Here is a 504-nt window from a genome sequence, read left to right as displayed (position 1 = left end):
CCAAAGGTTGATCCTTCTCTTGCAAAAATCGTTGTGCGTCACATTGACCAAACAGCTGAAAGCGATATGGCTTTTGCCGCACGCCTTGCAGAAGAATATGATGCGGTAGCAAAGCCCGTTGATGGCAAACTTGTGCTCGCCAAACGGGGTGAAGGCAAAGCCATCACCGGTGAAACACTCCCTATTGTTGTTATTCATGAGAAACATTGCACCTCTTGGGATTTTAAATACAGCGCACGGGATGAAGCAGGTGCAGCCAATGGCTTAGAAACGGATGTGGGGGACGATCAAAAAGCCGCTGCTGATGCACGAGAACCAGAAGAGATTGATGATGATGAAAACTTTATCCATATGGATGATAGTGACAGAACAGCACCATCATCATCTGAATCGGAAAAAGCAGAAAAAGAATCGGAAAAGCAAGAAGAAGAGAAAAAAGGCGGTGTTCTCGCAACCTATCATGATATCCGCAGTGGTGAAAAAAAAGAAGTCAAAGTTGGTAAC

1 pseudogene is annotated in these 504 nt (G+C 45.0%); it reads left to right on the top strand.

The annotated features are described in order from the left end of the window. Positions 1-504 (top strand): annotated as a pseudogene (locus tag ACFIJ7_RS09880) (late control protein); the annotation flags it as partial.

The organism is Bartonella sp. MR100HLJHH (assembly GCF_042194215.1).
GTDB lineage: Bacteria > Pseudomonadota > Alphaproteobacteria > Rhizobiales > Rhizobiaceae > Bartonella > Bartonella grahamii.
This window is presented reverse-complemented; position numbering and strand designations above follow the sequence as displayed.